This window comes from Candidatus Brocadia sp., from assembly GCA_021646415.1.
GTDB lineage: Bacteria > Planctomycetota > Brocadiia > Brocadiales > Brocadiaceae > Brocadia.
In genome coordinates this window covers 52,815-67,903 of sequence record SOEU01000012.1, presented here as the reverse complement: position 1 = coordinate 67,903, position 15,089 = coordinate 52,815, and the positions used below count along the sequence as shown (strand labels likewise).

The following is a 15,089-nucleotide window of genomic DNA, read 5'->3' as shown; positions in this document are numbered from 1 at the left end:
TTGATTGGTTGGCCCGATCATTCTTCACCAAAGTAATCAGAGTCAATTCGTTTAACCTCATATTTCGCTGCAGTCGTGGTTCCAAGGTTAAAGTCGATCATATAGTTTGCAAGTGCCCTGCCATCGATCAAAATAACTTTGGGATCGATGCTTTCAACGTATTCAAATGCATCATTGGAGAATCGGCCAGTGGTGATGAAAACACCTTTTTTGGCACGCTTGCCGTGCAGGGCGCCCACAAACCTTTGGATTTCGGGTCGGCCAACGGTACCATCCCACCTTTTGGCCTGAAGGTATATGGTATCCAGACCCAAGCGGTCTTCTTTAATAATTCCATCAATACCCTCGTCGCCGGTCTGACCTATCGCCTTACCCGCATCGGCTCTTGAGCCGCCATAACCCATAGCGATCATTAGGTCAATAACCAGGGTTTCGAAGAATTTTGGGGTATTTGTTTTTATTCGTGTGAGTATTTCAGCAGCCAGCTCATTACGGATTCCTTGGTGAGCTTTCTGTAAAATTTCCTCAGGTGTTTCGGAGGGCGTTGGTAGTTTATTTTCTTGGGGTGAGGATTCGCCGGAATTATTAACAGAGTGAAACTCCACAAATTCTGGGAATTGATCAAGGATACCAATATCGATGCGCGGGTGTTTTTGTGCTAAAAGTTGCCTCCCTCGATCAGTAATCCTGAAATGGGCGCGCCGGGTAGGCTCAAGGATCTTTGCCTGAATAAAATAACTTTTTGCCCAAGCAACACGGTTGTCAAATTTTGCTTGAGTGCCACTTGGTAATAATTCCGCAAGATCTTCTTCTTTTAAGCCCATTGTTTCGGCAATTTTTTCGCGCGCCTCTCTAACAGAATGCTCGTTGCCATCGGCAGAAAGTTCAAGAAGTGGTTTAAAGAATGATTGGAAATCGGGCACTGCCATATTTCACCTCACTTGATCGGGCCAACGCGCTCTTGAGCCGCGCCCGCTTTAGGGCGTCGGCTCCAAGAGCTTGTTATGCGCGACGCTCAATTTCACCAACATAATAAAAATACCTAAACAACTTACTTTTAAAAAGTTTACCCTGATGGTCTCTAAAACCAACCTCTAATGGGACAACTGTTTTTCCATATTCTTGCGTGTTCGAATACCTATCTAGCGCCTTGAGACTAAGCAAACCTTCAAATGCACTTCGAAATATCGCAACCTCGACAGAACCTCCCACTTGCAGTGGCGAGGGAACTTCTTCAATACCCACCCAATCTGTATCGTGAATCTTTATTGCCTTTCCGAGACCTTTGATGAAAAAGCTCTCAGGATTAACTATGACAGGGATTCCACCGATATTAGTCAGCCTAATTTTTATCAATTCTTCATCATTATCGATCAGCTCATTGTCCGCAGCTTGACGGAATTTCGAGTAGTCACCTTTATATACTTCCACTACAACATTTTTTCTTCGTTCAATTCTTGTCAGGACGAAAGTTGCAACGCTTATGAAAAAGCCTAGGACACCAGCAATACTAGCCAGAGTCTCAATGTCCATTGTTTATATTCGGTCTCTTGTTACGCATAACTATTAAGTATACAGAATAAATTCTGCATATCACAATATTTCTTGACTTTTACAGAAATCTATATAAAATTTTTATAATTTTAATAACTTACTTTGTTTTAGTCAATTGAAAACGATGAGTGATAAACCGAAAAAGCTTTTAGAACAGGTCCGGGATCTTATTCGATTAAAACACTATTCCATCAGGACAGAACAAACGTATCTTTCCTGGATGAAAAGATACATCCTTTTCCATAATAAAAGACATCCCAATGACATGGGAAGCGCTGAGATTGAAAAATTTCTTTCTCACCTTGCTGTGAATTTAAAGGTGTCGGCATCGACTCAAAACCAGGCGTTCAACGCCTTGTTATTTCTCTACCGGGAGGTTCTGAAGAAAGATTTAGACGAATCAATTCATGCAATCAGGGCAAAGAGACCCAGACGTTTACCAACGGTTATGACGAAAGAAGAGACAATGAAAGTCATTGGCGCTCTTTCGGGTGATTTTCAACTGATGGTGAAGCTTATCTATGGGAGTGGATTAAGGTTGATGGAGTGTTTGAGGCTGCGGGTGAAGGACATTGATTTTGATAATAATCACATAGTGATTCGCGATGCAAAAGGTATGAAGGACAGGGTTACTGTACTTCCCGAAAATTTGAAACCTTTGCTGAGAGAACATCTGCGGCGAGTAAAAATGCAGCATGATCACTATCTGGCCAAAGGATTTGGGCATGTCTATCTGCCGTGTGCACTGGCAAGGAAATACCCAAATGCTGACAAGGAGTGGGGATGGCAATATGCGTTTCCTGCAAAGGGCGTGTCGAAAGACCCGAGAACCGGTGAAATGAGACGGCATCATCTGCATGAAAACAGTCTTCAGAAGGCTGTAAAGAATGCAGTACATCTGGCTGGGATTACGAAGCAGGTGAGTGTGCACACATTTCGCCATTCATTTGCAACTCACTTGCTTGAAGCAGGACATGATATCCGAACGGTACAAGAACTGCTCGGTCACAAAGATGTTAGCACTACCATGATTTACACCCACGTGTTAAATAGACCAGGGATTAGTGTCAAGAGCCCATTAGACACAATACCGGTATCTCATGCTTGAATTTTCATGATAGATTAGCGCAATATGAAATACAAAGAAGATATTCGGAATCAGATTCTATCTAAGGTAAAAAAGGTCGTTGTCAAGATCGGGACGGGTGTGCTCACTACCGATGATGGATACGTGGATAAGGTGCAGATACAGATACTTGCAGCACAGGTTGTGGAATTAAAGAAGATGGGATACCATGTTGTCGTCGTGAGTTCAGGCGCTATTGGTTCCGGAATGGGGGAGCTTGGTATGGAGAAAAGGCCAAGTACCTTACCGGAGTTGCAGGCGGTTGCTGCAATCGGTCAAAGTAAATTGATCAGCACCTATGATGATTGTTTTAAATTACACGGCTATCATGCGGCCCAGTTACTCCTTACCCGTGAGGACTTTGAGGATCGGCAAAGATACCTGAATACCTGCAATACGATCCATACGCTCTTTCATCTCAATGCCATTCCTGTAGTGAATGAAAACGATACGATTTCTGTGGATGAAATCAAGTTCGGTGACAATGACGCGCTTTCTGCACTGGTAACGAACCTCCTGAATGCAGAGTTGCTGATTATCCTTTCTTCCGTTGATGGTTTGTATGATAAGTATCCAACAGGAAAGGGTAAGGCCGCGGTTATCCCTATGGTAGAAAATGTCTCTGATGAGATAAGGCAATTGGCATTTGATTTAAAGACCAAACGAGGGGTGGGGGGGATGCAGACCAAGCTGGAGGCGGCAGCTGTGGTGACAAACGCCGGAGAGTCTGTTATTATTGCCAATGGAAGAACAGATGGTGTGTTGAAAAAGATCGTACAGGGTGAGCATATTGGCACCCTCTTTCTCCCAAAGGAAGAGAGGATGTCCAGTCGCAAACGATGGATAGGGTACACCATAAAACCCAAAGGGAAGGTTTATGTGGACGACGGGGCAATGCATGCCTTGAGAGATAAGGGAAAGAGTCTGCTTGCCTCAGGCATTGTAACAGTGGAAGGTACGTTTAGTAAGGGGGATATTATATCGATTTGTGGAAAGGGGAACGGCGCAGTTGTTGCACGTGGCCTGACAAACTATTCTTCCGAAGAGATAGAAAGGATTAAGGGGTGCAGTACTTCTCATATTGCTAAAGTGCTTGGTTATAAGTTATATGATGAGGTTATTCACCGGGACAATATGGTAATTTTGTAAAATATTAAAACCACACTGATTTTCACTGAGTTTCAAAGAATTGCACTGAATATCGAAAATCCGCATACCGCAACTAAATTATAGCATAATCGTTATGCAATTATGGTTAACCCCGCAGAGGTGGCATGGTATCATTATTATCACGATATTTCACCCCTACGGGGTTGAATATTGTGGTGTGTTTTTCTCTCTATAATCATGTCATCCCTTCGGGATTTGCCCGTCTGCCCAGTTTTCTCTATTGGCTCTTAACTATTCTGAGAAAATATTCTCTGTCAGTTTCGCTGAATAGTCACTTTAGTTCGGCATCTATGGTATGAATAAACTCTTTTAATTTGTTTGCTTCGATAGGGTCTTTTACTAATTGTAGCGATTCATGTAAATGGTAGAGTGATTTTTTCATGTCCTTTTCGTATTTAAAATAGAGAATGCCCAAATCTTTATGAGCGGAATAATCAGTTGGATTGTATTTTGTGGCAAGGGTTAATTCATGTATCGCCTCCCCATAAAGACCCTTTCCAGCATAGGCGATACCAAGATTGTAATGTGCATCTCTGTGGCCTGGGTTTAATTGGGTTGCTTTTTGAAATTCAACAAGCGCCTTGTCTGGTATCCCCTTTTTTAAATACACTGCTCCCAGGTTGTTGTGGGCATCTGCATAAGTATCATCAATTTTTAAAGCTTCCTGATATTCGGCGAGTGCTTTTTCAGAATCCCCAATCCGTTCGTAGGTATTCCCAAGATTATTATGGGAAAGTGGGAAATAAGGATTGTTCGTAAGCGCTTGTTTGTATGCCTCAATGGCCATGTCATACAATCCTTGTTTATCGTAAATGGTTCCGAGATTATTGAAGGCGAGTGTATTGTCATTATGTTTCGATAGGGAGGCCTTATATTCTTCGATGGCCTTGTCAATCAGTCCTATTTTTTCGTACGTAGCGCCAAGGTTATAATGGATAAAGGGATAGCTGTATTGAAAGGTAAGTGATTTTTTATACATCTGAATGGCATCTTCGTAACGATTATTTTTAAAGTACGCATTGCCTAGATTACCGCATGCACGCGCACTATTGGGTTCACGTTGGTAAGTGTAATGCCATAAAGTGGCATCATCTCGCCACACGCCATTCCTGTATACTATACCAATCTGCATGAATAAAAGAATTCCCCCGAAAATAATAGCCATGTATTTTCTCTGTGATAGATAGTTTGCTAAGATACACCCGATAGTACTGCAAAAACCTACGATGGGTAGATACAAATATCTTTCTGCCATAATATTCCCGATCGGAATGATACCAAGTACGGGTAACAGGGTGATAAAAAACCACAGATTAAAGAATATCAGGAGTTTATCCCTCCTGGAAAGCTGCACAATAAGAATACATGCAGAGACAATGATTAAGGCGGAGAGGATGAATGAGAGACCGTATCCTTTCGTGTAAGGTACGATATAGTCTGCATTCAGATTGAGAGGTATAAACAATAGTTTTATGTATGATGCAACGACCTTCGTCATGGTAATAGCGTTACTTGGGGAAACGCTGATAGTTTTGAAAGTATTTTTAAATACAGCAAATCTGATAAAAAGATAAAAGCTGGTAACTACAATATATCCGGCATAAAATGCTATCCACCTTGTCGTCCATAGTAATTGGGGCGAGATAGTGGATGTTTTAAACTTAATTTGGCGGGTATGTAAAAGATCGTATAAAATGAAGAGGATGGGCAGTGTAATGGCCATCTCCTTTGAGAAGAGGGCCAGGCAATAAGAGGCACACGAGAGAAAGTAGTAAAGGATAAATCGTGTATTGGTTTGTTGTAAAGAATTTCTCTCTCCTTGAAAAGGGATACTAATTTTCATGAAGAAAATAAATGCCAGAAGGAAGAAGATGGAAGCAAGAATGTCTTCCCTGTAGCAAACTGCATTCACTGTTTCTGTAAGAAGGGGGTGGGATAAAAATAGTAAGGTGGCGAGTATGGAAATGATATGCTTTTTGCTGATGCTTTTTATAAGATAATAAAATAAAAATACGTTGATGGTATGCAGTATGATATTTGTGAGGTGATAACCAAGTGGATTGAGCTGCCAAATTGCATAATCGATGAAATATGATAGTGTTACAATCGGACGATAACTTAACTCCCCTGAAAGGAGTAAATACTCTTTTTGAAACAGTTTTGGTAAATTTCCTAAAGATTTTATAAAATGATTTTCAGTAATGATATAGACATCATCATAAACAAAGGTATTGGACAAGGAGTTTATGTATAAGAGTACTGAAATAAAAATAAGAAGGGGCAGGATTTTTTTTAAATACATCTGTTTCATGGTTGTGTCTGTTTGTGGTGAATAGAGAAAGAATTTAACCACAAAGACTCAAAGAACACAAAGGAAAAACAACCAATTGACATTCTGGCCGTAAAAATTCGTAAATACTGAAAAGAGTCGGTAATAAAATACCAATAAGAAGCCAAATACTTTTATATAAACACAATGCTATATCTAATGTAAATGCACATCCTGGAACTAAAGGAACTTCTTGAATTTAAATTTAAGTTTATCCCAGCGTTGTCCGGTTAGAAATTTGCATGTCCTGTTTTATTGCACTCGAGATGTCATTCCCGCATGTTTTTAGCGGGAATCCAGGAGGTTTAGGGTTCACTGGATACCCGATAAAAACGTTCGGGTATGACAAAACCGTACATGCAAATTTCTAACCGGACAACGCTGAGTTTATCCCCCTCCAGCATAAAGCTTTAGTCCTGTGAGTTTAAATGAAGAAGATATATTCAAATCTCCGCATTCCTTATTTAATACGGCTTCACCTTCATGATATCGGTTAACTACCACTTCATCCTTTGAATAAAGGTCATATCCCTATGATGAAGTTAAGAACGGGAAAGTATTTTTTGACTTTCTCTATCGATTGATATATCGTAATACGATAATATCGATGAAGGTCAAGTATGAAATCTGTAACAATTTCACCCAAATTCCAAATCGTTATACCACGTGAAGTCAGAGAAAAGCTTCAACTTTCTCCGGGTCAAAAGATACAGGTTATCGTCTTCGGCAACCGCATTGAATTAATACCCGAACAAAAGATAAAAAAAATGCGCGGTTTTCTTAAAGGAATTAATGCTCATTTTGAACGTGACGAAGATAGATATGAATCTGGTTGATACTTCTGGCTGGCTTGAATATTTTACCGACGACCCCAACGCGGATACTTTTTCAATTCCACTCAACGATATAGCCAATTTGCTTGTTCCTACTGTTTGCATCTATGAAGTTTTTAATCTCGTCTTGCGTGAACGAGGAGAAGAAGACGCGCTACAGGCTGTTGCCTTAATGAAACAGGGTATAGTTGTGGAGCTAACCTCTGAAATAGCTATAATGGCTGCAAAAATCAGCACTGATCTTAAAATTCCAATGGCCGATAGTATAATTCTTGCTACTGCTCGTGTTTACGAAGCTGTTATCTGGACTGAGGATGTTGATTTTAAAGGAATTGATGAGGTTAAATATTTTCCGAAGAAACAAAAAACTAAGGGTCACCCATAAGAAGGCTTTTGTCAGGTCTCCACTTGACATGCTACTAAAATATTAACAACATATAAATTTGATATATGGAGAAGCGATGAGTGAATCACAATATGAAATGATTATTTATTGGGATAGAACAGACAATATTTATGTTATTGACGTACCGGAACTTCCTGGGTGCATGGCGCATGGTAAGTCAAAAAAAGAGGCACTTGAAAATGCAGAAAAAGCAGTAGAGCTTTGGTTAAAAACGGCAAAAGAAGATGGTATTCAAATACCAGTGCCCAAGGGCCGTTTAATGTATGCATAACATATTGGCCGTTGGGTAAAGCATATCCTGAGCTTTTCGAAGGGACGAAGCGCACTCCTCCCCCTATCCCCTCATGGAGGGGACGGAGGGGGAGGTTATGCCAATGGGTTCACTTTGTTTAACCCATATTGCTTAACTACGCAGGCAGAAAACTAGATAAAAGGAACTCAAAAGAAAATCTTCAAAGTTATATAAGATGTTCCTGTAATTTTAAGGTAAAATAGATAAATTCTAGAAAGAGATTGAAGTTCGGAAGTCATCAATACAGAGTTACGGAGAACGTCAATGTCATGCTACTGGGTAATTGCCCCAGTCGAGTCGAATCCGCCGGAGCTATTCGATAAGGTGTGGCAATTCGATCTTGCCAACAATCTCATCTCCATTGGATGGAAGATGCTTGGTGATGTGTCTAAGATGCGCAAAGAGGAACTTTCCGAGGCCGTCACATCAACCTATCCCGATAAACCTCCAGCAACAAAGAGTCTCTATGCGAATATGATTTGGGCATTCTATCATGAGATATGTCCAGGCGACCTCATTATAGCTCGAAGAGGACGCAAAACCCTCACCGCTATCGGCAAAGTTACCCGATCTGCATTTTACGCTCCGGGGAAGAATCCTATTCATGAGCATCCCAATTTCTTAGAGGTTGCATGGCAAGAACAGCCACGCAACAAGGTTTTTTCAAGCATCGTTTTCCCGATGCACACTCTTGCTGAACTTTCGGAGGAACAATTCCATAACCTACTCGATGGATCGGGACTACAACCCATTTCTTCGGAAATTACTGAGACTATCGAAGACCAAAATGCATTTGTCCTTGAGAAGTATTTAGAGGACTTCATCGTCAGCAATTTCCAAACGATTTTCAAAGGAGATTTGAAGATATACGAGGATACAGAGGGGAACGACGGTCAGCAGTATGTTACCGACATCGGCCCGATAGATATTCTGGCGTTTGAACCGAAATCAAAATCGTTCGTTGTAATTGAGCTAAAGAAGGGTCGTTCATCCGATTCAGTGATTGGTCAAATTCTTCGTTACATGGGATGGGTCAAACAGAATCTCTGCACGGCTGGACAAACCGTGAAAGGTCTTGTCATCTGCCGTGATCCCGATCCTAAGCTATCTTACGCACTGGAAATGACTAACAATATAGACGTTCGGTACTATAGTGTGTCGTTCAAACTTAGGGAGACTCCATAACAACATACAACGAATGGAGTTTTGTGACGCGGTTGATGCCGAGAGTGAGGTAATGAGAGTGAGGGGGAACCCGCGACGTAAGGCCTTGATTAATGAATATACTTTACAATGCAAACCAAAAAATGCTCCTTGGGTCACTTTTAGAAGGCTTTGTCAAGCGAAAATAATCCTCTCAAATAAAATCACAGATACATTGAATGGTTAGTTGTGATATACGAGGGGATATTTGTCAGGTTCTACCACTGATTCTATTTCAAGATCTATATCCAGTTTTTCCCGTCTCAGGTGATTATCATGGAAAAGCTCTACTTCCATTATTTCACCTATCTTCGCTTCTTTAAACCACGGGAAATCTTCGAATGGTAAAAAATACTCAGTATCTTTGACATACAGCCATATCCCGTGATTAGATATATTGGTTACCTCAGCGTAAGAAGTGTTTTCTCCAGCTTTCTTTGATTTCGTGAATTCGTTCCTTTGTTATGGTAAGTAATTCGCTGATTTCGCTCTTCTCGTGAAAAAAATAAAAATCTATATTGATTGTAACGAAACACTGTTGGGCTCATTTATACCCCTCTTTACCATGCAACTTGCTACATAAACATATTATAAATGCAATAAATTCCTTATCAAGGTATTTCTAATTCTGTCGATGGATAGCCGTAGTTCTAGCATCAATGGTCAGATCCGGTCGAAAAGAGAAAGGCAAAGAACTGTCAGCCTTTTTCATTGGATAATGAATTACTGTCAACTTTTATTGGACAGGGATTAGATGTACAAATGCCTCATCGATGGAGAGACTGACTGGCATTCCATGAGTGAGCTTGAGTTCCTTGGCCACGATCCGGCTTATACGTGTTTTAAGGACTTCATGCGGTGTAACTAACACCTTAACCGCGAGATCCCTTCCGATGGGGTGAATGGATTCTATGGTCCCGGCAAAAACGTTTTTCCTCGGGTGTATACGATGTGTGCGAAGATGAATGGCACCGGGGCGGATGCATACCGTCACCAGGTCTCCCTCAGACAATTCTAAGGAAGTATACGTTTTTAAAACAATATTATTTGTCTGAATTGTTACCGTATTTCCCAATTTGTGAACGATCTTCCCGCTCAGGATATTTTCAGTGTTCAGAAAGCGTGCAACAAACAGGGTTTTCGGTCTATAGAAAACTTCGTCCGGACCTCCACACTGCTCTATCTTACCGTTGTTCAGGATACCAAGCCGGTCTGCCAACTCCAATGTTTCCTGCTGATCATGCGTAATATAAACCATAGTGATGTGGAACTTCTTTTGAAGCTCTTTAATCTCCGCCTTGATCTTTTGTCGCGTTTCTATATCCAGGGCACTTACAGGCTCATCCAGTAATAAAAGCGATGGTTCAATAATCAACGCCCTTGCCAATGCCACCCTCTGCATTTGTCCGCCACTCAATTGAACTGGGAAACGGTATTCAAGCCCCTGCAAGCCAAAATCGTTGATAATCTGCCCTACTCGTGTCTGTATAATAGGTTTCGAGACCTTGCGCAATCGTAACCCAAAGGCAATATTTTCAAAGACCGTGTAATTGGGGAAAAGGGCGTAGTTTTGCGGTACATACCCGATATTCCGCTCCCCGGGGCTAAGATTGGTGACATCTCTCCCATTGATGATTACACGGCCACTGTCAAATTTCTGAAGACCCAGGATACCAAGGAGTAATGTCGTCTTTCCACTGCCGCTGCTTCCCAGAATGACAAATAATTCATCGGGCGAAATCTCTAACGATAAGTCTTTTAAGACAGTTTGTGAGCCAAAAGATTTTGATGTGCCGATCAATTCTAATTTATGCACGGATTTTGTGGGTAGATTCCTTAAATAATAATTTAATAATCGTTAGCAAGATAAAGGTCAGAAACTCAAGGATAATGGCAAGGGCGATGGCCTTATCCATTTCCCCTTTCTGGGTGGCAAAATAGATCAATACCGACATGGTGCCGGTAGAAGATGTCAAACCACCCGCAAGGATTAACGTAGCCCCGATCTCTCCCAAACTCTTTGAAAGGGCCATGATGAGTCCTTTCAGAACTCCCCAAACAGAGAGAGGGAACGTGAGCTTATAAAATACCTGAAATGGACTCGCACCTAATGTACATGCCACGTTCTCAATGTTTTTGTCTACATGATCAAACGCCTCACGGACAAAGCTGACCATAAAGGGGATACTCACAAAGAGTTTGGCCAGGACTACAGCCGCAAAGGTATAAGGGATAGAAATGTCAAACCGTCCAAGAAGTTTACCCAGGATGCCCGTTTTGGACAACAAAAGCAGGAGGATCAGGCCATCTACGCCCGGTGGGAATGACAGTGGCAAATCAACCACCACAGTCTCCAGGACACGTTTTCCCGGGAAGTTTTTCCGTGAAAGCACATATGCCGCGGGTACACTGAAAATAAAAACTATCAGAGATGCAATAAAAGAGGAACCGAATGTCACGGCGATGGAGACAAGTATCACGTGGCTACTAATTTGTTGGAGGAAAGCAGAGGGGGTTGTCGTAAAAAACAGTGACCCGATGATTAAAAACATGAAAGCAATAAGGATGAAGGAAAAGAAGTAATTGACGCCCTCAAATCCCCGATTCACCATTTTTTGATCAAATTTACCCATGGAGGTACTTCGAATTATTTAAGGATAATGGTTGAACTTGTTCCTGCTTCCCTGGTTATCCGTTTTTTTTTTAAATTGCTACAAGAACAAACTTTTACAGTATAATAGTTTATACCAAATTTACATGAACAAAATAAAGAAATGAAGAAAATGGACAACTTTTTATGGGCGCTTAAATTTCTGACCATTATACCTATTGATAAAGAAGGTAGGATAAAACCACATAGCCATGGCAATGTGGTATATTGGTTTCCCGTTGTAGGTTTATGCATAGGTGTTTTTCTGTCTGTCACATACTTGCCACTCTATCTTTTCTTTCCTCCCCTTGTTGCTGATGCATTAATTATCCTGGTTTCTATTGCCATAACCGGTGCATTGCATTTCGATGGACTTGCAGATACCTGTGATGGCATCTGGGGTGGTTGGAATAAGGAAAAACGTCTGGAAATCATGAAGGATAGCCGTATTGGTGGCTTTGGAGCCATTGGTCTGATTTCCCTCCTCGGGCTCAAATATGTTAGTTTGCTAAGCATCGGAGACATCTTGGTGGCAAATACTTTATTCTTTAATATCAGTGTAAAATGCGTCTCCTGTTTTATCTCACCGGCCTTGGTGAATAAATGTGTTGCGTTGATGGTAATGCCGGTTGTGGGACGATGGGCGCAGGTCTGTGCTGCAGGATTGTCTTCGTATGCCAGAAGTGGATCGGGTACAGGAAGTTTTATTACTAGTGGTACTACATGGAAACAGGTAATTTTTGTGTCGCTTTTTCCAGTATTCCTGTTTTGGTTTTTTTACAACCTAAGTGGGTTTGTGATATTTGCAATAATAATTATTTTCACTCTTAGTTGGATTTGGTATATTAAAAAGAAAATTGGCGGTATGACTGGAGATACTCTGGGTGCCATCAATGAGATCGCAGAACTGGTGTTTTTGTTAAGTCTTTTCGTATGCAACGGATGGAATAGGTAACTATTGGATGACAAGGATATTCGAGATACGAGATTGAGTGAACAAAGTTGGCAGTAAGCAGTTGGCGACTGCCTACTGCCTACCGCCAACTTAAAATGCTAGAGAGTACTTAGAAATGGTTGTGTTTTATGACTGGTCCTTAGTGACAAAATGATTACATTTTATTAAAATGGCTAAAATAACCTTTGTCCTTGGTGGTGCACGAAGCGGCAAATCTGCCTTTGCAGAAGAACTTGCCAAAAAGTATAATGATGTGGTTTATATAGCTACAGCTGAGGTTAAGGACGATGAGATGCGGGAACGGATTCGGGCTCATCGTGCCAGACGTCCCTTTAACTGGAAGACCATTGAGTCTCCGTATCATGTGGACAGGGTTGTGGCGGATTTAAATGGCAAGGCGGGTCTTATTTTTATTGATTGTATTACCCTCTATATTACGAATCTGCTTTTGTATGAAGAATCTCTTCCTTTGCAAACGAAGGGACATGGGGCGGTATCTTCTGGTGAAATGACAAAAATGATGAATCTTTTGGCCGCGCCTGAGGAAAATTCAAAACAGAAGCAGGTGCAAATCCTTGCTGAGATCAGTAAACTCAGCCGTGTGTGTCGTGAATCGAGGTCAGATGTTATTATCATATCGAATGAAGTTGGACTGGGTATTGTGCCTGACAATGCCTTGTCCCGTGTTTTTCGGGATATTGCTGGTTTTGCGAACCAGACCCTGGCGGAAGAGGCTGACGAAGTGTACTTCATAGTGGCAGGTATTGCCCAGAGGATAAAGTAATGGATGTTTACCAGTTTAAGGCCTTAATGAATAAGGATAAGACCTTTCCCGTGTATATATTTTATGGAGATGAAGAATTTTTTATCCATGAAGCGCTTTCAGCAGTAAAGGCTAATTCATTTAAAGATAGCGATCCTGGTATGGCGTTGGTTGAATTTGATGGCGATGAAATTTCCGGGGGCGTTATATTTGATGAATTAAGGACTTTGTCGCTTTTTTCGGGCAAGCACAAATTGGTGATTGTAGAAGAGGCAGATGATTTTGTTGATAAGAATAGAGAAACACTTGAAAAATATTTACTGGCACCCGCAAGTCATGCCAATCTGGTTCTTGTCTGTGATAAATGGGATAAGCGAACGAAATTGGCATCCCTTGTTGATAAGGTGGGTGTATCGGTTGAGTGTAAAAGGCTAAAGGATCATCTCTTGCCAAATTGGGTGCATACTCATACGAAGCTTTACAAAAAAGACATCACTGCAAAGGCAGCGCTGAGACTGGTTGATGATGTGGGGAACAATTTAGCGATCCTGGATAAACACCTTGAAAAGTTATCCATTTACCTGGGTGAAAAGGTTACTATTGACGAAAGGGACGTAGATGCCCTTGTGGGTGTGGACAGGAATCGTACCGTATTTGAACTGACCGATGCCGTTGCGCAAAGGAATGTGACATTGGCGCTAAAAATCCTCAGCCAAATGCTGGCGCATGGAGAAGATTCGGTAAGGATTATTAGTCTGTTGGCATGGCAAATAAAACGACTGTGGAGGGCAAAGCAGATGTTGCAGCAGGGTGGAAATGAACAAAAAATCGCATCGGAGTTACAGATAATACCATTCTTTGCAAAACGGTTTTTTGAACAGGTCAAACTATATACTGAAGAAAATCTCATGAAAAATCATGCGCTTTTGTTAGAAACTGATGTGAAGAGCAAAACGAGTTCTTTTGGTACGAGAATGTTACTGGAACTGCTCGTGTATAAACTATGTACGTAAATAGTGAAATAGATTTATCAAGTCTTGTAAACTGGCAGAGGATATGATAAAAGAATCTGATTTTGAAGGTGAAAATTTTGAACTTTTAAGAAAGGAAATAAAATGAAGTTTTTTATTGATACGGCAGATGTAAAAGAAATCAGAGAAGCGCACAGTTTGGGCATATTGGATGGGGTAACAACAAACCCATCTTTGGTAGCCAAGACCGGACGCCCTTTTCGTGAAACGATTGAGGAGATATGCTCTATTGTGGAAGGCCCTGTTAGCGCAGAGGTGGTGGGTCTTGATACAGAAGGTATGCTTAAGGAGGCAAGAGAATTGGCAAAGATTGCCGACAATATTGTGGTCAAAATTCCGTTAATAAAAAACGGTTTAAAAGCAGTAAAAAGATTAGCGGAAGAAGGCATTAAAACCAACGTGACACTCTGTTTTTCCTCGAATCAGGCCCTTTTGGCAGCAAAAGCGGGTGGTACCTATGTGAGTCCCTTTGTCGGGAGATTAGACGACAGGGGGCAGGTAGGTATGGATCTGATCCAGGATATTCGTACTATATATGACAACTATGGTTTTCAAACGGAAATTATTGTCGCCAGCATTCGTAATCCCGTTCATGTACGTGATGCAGCTTTGATGGGGGCCGATGTTGCCACCATTCCTTTTAATGTGTTTGATTTGCTTGTTCAGCATCCATTAACGGATGATGGTGTTAAGCGATTTCTGGCCGATTGGGAAAAGGTGCCAAAAAATAAATAAATGGCTGGCAAGGCGAGGTACTATTTTTGACAGAGTGATGGC

The 15,089-nt window shown here is 41.3% G+C and carries 16 protein-coding genes; 10 read left to right on the top strand and 6 right to left on the bottom strand.

Features of this window, described 5'->3' with window-relative positions:
• Positions 1 to 17 precede the first annotated feature (17 nt).
• Both E3K36_10920 and E3K36_10915 read right to left on the bottom strand, forming a co-directional pair.
• On the bottom strand, positions 18 to 929 hold the full coding sequence (locus E3K36_10920) for a restriction endonuclease (GenBank protein ID MCF6155744.1): 912 nt from the start codon (positions 927 to 929) through the stop codon (positions 18 to 20).
• A gap of 73 nt (positions 930 to 1,002) precedes the next feature.
• The gene (locus tag E3K36_10915) at positions 1,003 to 1,533 is read right to left on the bottom strand and encodes a hypothetical protein (GenBank protein MCF6155743.1); all 531 of its coding nucleotides are present in this window, start codon (positions 1,531 to 1,533) and stop codon (positions 1,003 to 1,005) included.
• A 145-nt stretch (positions 1,534 to 1,678) separates the two neighbouring features.
• Here E3K36_10915 and E3K36_10910 point away from each other — a divergent pair, with 145 nt between their 5' ends.
• Positions 1,679 to 2,662, top strand: a complete 984-nt coding sequence (locus E3K36_10910) for an integron integrase (protein MCF6155742.1) — start codon at positions 1,679 to 1,681, stop codon at positions 2,660 to 2,662.
• Between the two features lie 24 nt (positions 2,663 to 2,686).
• On the top strand, positions 2,687 to 3,829 hold the full coding sequence (gene proB / locus E3K36_10905; GenBank protein MCF6155741.1) for a glutamate 5-kinase: 1,143 nt from the start codon (positions 2,687 to 2,689) through the stop codon (positions 3,827 to 3,829).
• 292 nt (positions 3,830 to 4,121) lie between these two features.
• On the opposite strand, the gene E3K36_10900 is transcribed toward proB, so the two are convergent.
• On the bottom strand, positions 4,122 to 6,161 hold the full coding sequence (locus E3K36_10900) for a tetratricopeptide repeat protein (GenBank protein MCF6155740.1): 2,040 nt from the start codon (positions 6,159 to 6,161) through the stop codon (positions 4,122 to 4,124).
• A gap of 638 nt (positions 6,162 to 6,799) precedes the next feature.
• On the opposite strand from E3K36_10900, the gene E3K36_10895 reads away from it, so the two are divergent.
• The 4 genes from E3K36_10895 to E3K36_10880 all read left to right on the top strand — a co-directional run bounded on the left by E3K36_10895 (position 6,800) and on the right by E3K36_10880 (position 8,895).
• A complete protein-coding gene (locus E3K36_10895) occupies positions 6,800 to 7,015 on the top strand; it encodes an AbrB/MazE/SpoVT family DNA-binding domain-containing protein (protein ID MCF6155739.1) in 216 nt (71 codons plus the stop codon).
• Positions 7,002 to 7,397, top strand: coding sequence for a type II toxin-antitoxin system VapC family toxin (locus E3K36_10890; GenBank protein MCF6155738.1), 396 nt, complete (start codon positions 7,002 to 7,004; stop codon positions 7,395 to 7,397). Before E3K36_10895 ends, E3K36_10890 begins: the two co-directional genes overlap by 14 nt.
• Before the next feature lie 76 nt (positions 7,398 to 7,473).
• The gene (locus tag E3K36_10885) at positions 7,474 to 7,689 is read left to right on the top strand and encodes a type II toxin-antitoxin system HicB family antitoxin (protein MCF6155737.1); all 216 of its coding nucleotides are present in this window, start codon (positions 7,474 to 7,476) and stop codon (positions 7,687 to 7,689) included.
• Positions 7,690 to 7,974: 285 nt separating this feature from the next.
• Positions 7,975 to 8,895 carry a DUF1016 family protein gene (locus tag E3K36_10880; protein ID MCF6155736.1) on the top strand — a complete coding sequence of 307 codons (921 nt, stop codon included), beginning with the start codon at positions 7,975 to 7,977 and terminating at the stop codon, positions 8,893 to 8,895.
• A gap of 201 nt (positions 8,896 to 9,096) precedes the next feature.
• Here the strand turns inward: E3K36_10880 and E3K36_10875 are convergent, their stop codons facing one another.
• The 3 genes from E3K36_10875 to E3K36_10865 form a co-directional block, all read right to left on the bottom strand.
• Positions 9,097 to 9,309 carry a DUF2442 domain-containing protein gene (locus E3K36_10875; GenBank protein ID MCF6155735.1) on the bottom strand — a complete coding sequence of 71 codons (213 nt, stop codon included), beginning with the start codon at positions 9,307 to 9,309 and terminating at the stop codon, positions 9,097 to 9,099.
• A gap of 340 nt (positions 9,310 to 9,649) precedes the next feature.
• On the bottom strand, positions 9,650 to 10,729 hold the full coding sequence (locus E3K36_10870) for an ABC transporter ATP-binding protein (protein ID MCF6155734.1): 1,080 nt from the start codon (positions 10,727 to 10,729) through the stop codon (positions 9,650 to 9,652).
• Positions 10,722 to 11,546 carry an ABC transporter permease subunit gene (locus E3K36_10865; GenBank protein MCF6155733.1) on the bottom strand — a complete coding sequence of 275 codons (825 nt, stop codon included), beginning with the start codon at positions 11,544 to 11,546 and terminating at the stop codon, positions 10,722 to 10,724. The genes E3K36_10870 and E3K36_10865 overlap by 8 nt, the downstream gene beginning before the upstream one ends.
• Positions 11,547 to 11,687: 141 nt before the next feature.
• On the opposite strand from E3K36_10865, the gene cobS reads away from it, so the two are divergent.
• The 4 genes from cobS to fsa all read left to right on the top strand — a co-directional run bounded on the left by cobS (position 11,688) and on the right by fsa (position 15,047).
• A complete protein-coding gene (gene cobS, locus E3K36_10860) occupies positions 11,688 to 12,518 on the top strand; it encodes an adenosylcobinamide-GDP ribazoletransferase (protein MCF6155732.1) in 831 nt (276 codons plus the stop codon).
• A gap of 163 nt (positions 12,519 to 12,681) precedes the next feature.
• A complete protein-coding gene (gene cobU / locus E3K36_10855; protein ID MCF6155731.1) occupies positions 12,682 to 13,302 on the top strand; it encodes a bifunctional adenosylcobinamide kinase/adenosylcobinamide-phosphate guanylyltransferase in 621 nt (206 codons plus the stop codon).
• Complete coding sequence (gene holA, locus E3K36_10850) at positions 13,302 to 14,294, top strand: DNA polymerase III subunit delta (GenBank protein ID MCF6155730.1); 993 nt, start codon at positions 13,302 to 13,304, stop codon at positions 14,292 to 14,294. The genes cobU and holA overlap by 1 nt, the downstream gene beginning before the upstream one ends.
• A gap of 102 nt (positions 14,295 to 14,396) precedes the next feature.
• Complete coding sequence (gene fsa, locus E3K36_10845) at positions 14,397 to 15,047, top strand: fructose-6-phosphate aldolase (protein ID MCF6155729.1); 651 nt, start codon at positions 14,397 to 14,399, stop codon at positions 15,045 to 15,047.
• Positions 15,048 to 15,089 lie beyond the last annotated feature (42 nt).

Bases quoted from the DNA above. Each gene is read 5' to 3' on its own strand.
- E3K36_10890 (MCF6155738.1), top strand. From the start codon at position 7,002: ATGAATCTGGTTGATACTTCTGGCTGGCTTGAATATTTTACCGACGAC.
- E3K36_10895 (MCF6155739.1), top strand. From the start codon at position 6,800: ATGAAATCTGTAACAATTTCACCCAAATTCCAAATCGTTATACCACGT.
- holA (MCF6155730.1), top strand. From the start codon at position 13,302: ATGGATGTTTACCAGTTTAAGGCCTTAATGAATAAGGATAAGACCTTT.
- E3K36_10865 (MCF6155733.1), bottom strand. From the start codon at position 11,546: ATGGGTAAATTTGATCAAAAAATGGTGAATCGGGGATTTGAGGGCGTC.
- E3K36_10910 (MCF6155742.1), top strand. From the start codon at position 1,679: ATGAGTGATAAACCGAAAAAGCTTTTAGAACAGGTCCGGGATCTTATT.
- cobS (MCF6155732.1), top strand. From the start codon at position 11,688: ATGAAGAAAATGGACAACTTTTTATGGGCGCTTAAATTTCTGACCATT.
- E3K36_10885 (MCF6155737.1), top strand. From the start codon at position 7,474: ATGAGTGAATCACAATATGAAATGATTATTTATTGGGATAGAACAGAC.
- proB (MCF6155741.1), top strand. From the start codon at position 2,687: ATGAAATACAAAGAAGATATTCGGAATCAGATTCTATCTAAGGTAAAA.
- E3K36_10900 (MCF6155740.1), bottom strand. From the start codon at position 6,161: ATGAAACAGATGTATTTAAAAAAAATCCTGCCCCTTCTTATTTTTATT.
- fsa (MCF6155729.1), top strand. From the start codon at position 14,397: ATGAAGTTTTTTATTGATACGGCAGATGTAAAAGAAATCAGAGAAGCG.
- E3K36_10920 (MCF6155744.1), bottom strand. From the start codon at position 929: ATGGCAGTGCCCGATTTCCAATCATTCTTTAAACCACTTCTTGAACTT.
- E3K36_10915 (MCF6155743.1), bottom strand. From the start codon at position 1,533: ATGGACATTGAGACTCTGGCTAGTATTGCTGGTGTCCTAGGCTTTTTC.
- E3K36_10880 (MCF6155736.1), top strand. From the start codon at position 7,975: ATGTCATGCTACTGGGTAATTGCCCCAGTCGAGTCGAATCCGCCGGAG.